We start from the raw sequence: 1,618 nt of genomic DNA, 5'->3' as shown, positions 1-1,618 counted from the left end.
ACTAGCTGACATACTTGCTTCTTCCTGCACTCGCAAATTAAACTGATCAGCTACCACAATCCGCGAAGCATTTTCCATCAACTCAAACAAACCCTTAATATTAGAAAAGCTTCCATCAAAACCAAAGTTCATTCCAACAGTTTCTACTTCTGCTTCCTCACCACTTCCACTTCGATAAGTAAGATTAGAAACTGTAACGCCAGAAATATCAGCCATATCCTGAAGTTGTGTCATTACCTCAGGAACCTCATCTTCTAAAGGAATTGCATGACGGACTACCCCCAGCGCGGAATCCAACCTCTGCGACTGAGCTGCGTAACGAGAGAGCAAAGCACTCTTTTCCTCCAGTGCTCGCAAAGTCTCTTCCTTTTCCAATTTCTCCTCCCTAGCTTCCTGAATATCCCGGATTCCAGGCACAACAACAAGTAGTACCAGCAAAACAGAAACGCCCACACTCACTATGGGGACAACCAGCTCACCTAGTACATCGCCCAGCGAACCTAATAACTCCTTAATATTGTCCAGAGAAACTTCTTTATCTAGCTCCACGTAACGCCTCCTTGGAAACAGTAACCTCTAAATCAAAATTGACATTACCTGTTTGTGTATCCAAATTAACAGAACGAAGCTGGAGCCCTGTCAAAAGCTCTTCATCCTGCTGAACAGCATAAATAAACCTGGCTAGGTCCACATAACTACGAGCCGTCCCCGAGATTTGCGCTTGTTCTGCCTCTCGCATACTCATTTTAGAAAGGGAAACACGAACAGGCATTAATGCTGTAACTTTATCCAAAATTCGGGAATACTTATTAGCATTTTCCAAAACCTTTCCCGCTGCCTTTGCTCGCTTGGACAAATCTCGCATTTTTAGCTCCACATCTTTTTGAGCCGTAATCCTAGTTTTTTCTGAATCAATATTATCCTCCAAAGCTTTGATATCACGCTGCAAAGAAAACTTGAAAATAACAATCCCAGCGCTAACAGCAGCCACGCCTACAAAAATAGCAACCGAACCCCACAGAGAAGACTTTTTCCAAAAAGACTTTTCTCGTTTTTCTTTAACCTGTCGCGGAATAAGATTTACTGCCATGAGTTTAAATTAGTTCAAACAATTTAGGGGATCTATAAATACAACTAAATCCATAAGCGCTGCCTAGGATTACTCCTCCCGTTCCCAAAGAGCAAGCCCAACAGCCACTGCCAAAGTAGGACCCAAGCTTTCCATCTTTTCTCTATCCAGCTGATCTTGGGGATAGCTAACTCGCTCCCAAGGATTAGCAAGCTGCACCTCCAAACCAAACTCAGAAGCAAGATAAACCAGCACTCCTGGCAAGTTTGCTGTACCCCCCGCAAGTATAATTCTCTTCACACCACCGGAACGTCTAGATTTGTAAAAATCAAGAGATCGGTGCATCTCCTCAACAATTACTTTAAACACCGGCTTCAGAACATCCCCCACCTTACCTTCCAATTCACCCTCTTTTAGTCCGTAACTGCGCTTGTACGATTCTGCTTGTTCTTCCTCAAAACTTAAAGCACGCGCCAGAGCCCTCCCCAAAGCCTTACCACCAGTTGCTACACTACGCGTAAAGCCAATTTTTCCATTTTCAGTAATAAC

3 protein-coding genes are annotated in these 1,618 nt (G+C 43.7%); all 3 read right to left on the bottom strand.

Annotation, left to right across the window (positions count from 1 at the left end; translation table 11 throughout):
• A partial coding sequence (pilO, locus tag U9M98_03950) for a type 4a pilus biogenesis protein PilO (protein ID MEA2020834.1) occupies positions 1-549 on the bottom strand: 549 nt, incomplete at its 3' end.
• The gene (locus tag U9M98_03945; GenBank protein MEA2020833.1) at positions 536-1,090 is read right to left on the bottom strand and encodes a PilN domain-containing protein; all 555 of its coding nucleotides are present in this window, start codon (positions 1,088-1,090) and stop codon (positions 536-538) included. The genes U9M98_03945 and pilO, both read right to left, overlap by 14 nt.
• Before the next feature lie 69 nt (positions 1,091-1,159).
• On the bottom strand, positions 1,160-1,618 hold a 459-nt coding region (gene pilM, locus U9M98_03940), incomplete at its 5' end, for a pilus assembly protein PilM (protein ID MEA2020832.1).

The organism is Patescibacteria group bacterium (assembly GCA_034659915.1).
Taxonomy (GTDB): domain Bacteria; phylum Patescibacteriota; class WWE3; order JAUXAW01; family JAYEID01; genus JAYEID01.
Note: the sequence above shows the minus strand (reverse complement) of the source record. Positions and strands in the feature narration are given on the sequence as shown.

Bases quoted from the DNA above. Each gene is read 5' to 3' on its own strand.
- U9M98_03945 (MEA2020833.1), bottom strand. From the start codon at position 1,090: ATGGCAGTAAATCTTATTCCGCGACAGGTTAAAGAAAAACGAGAAAAG.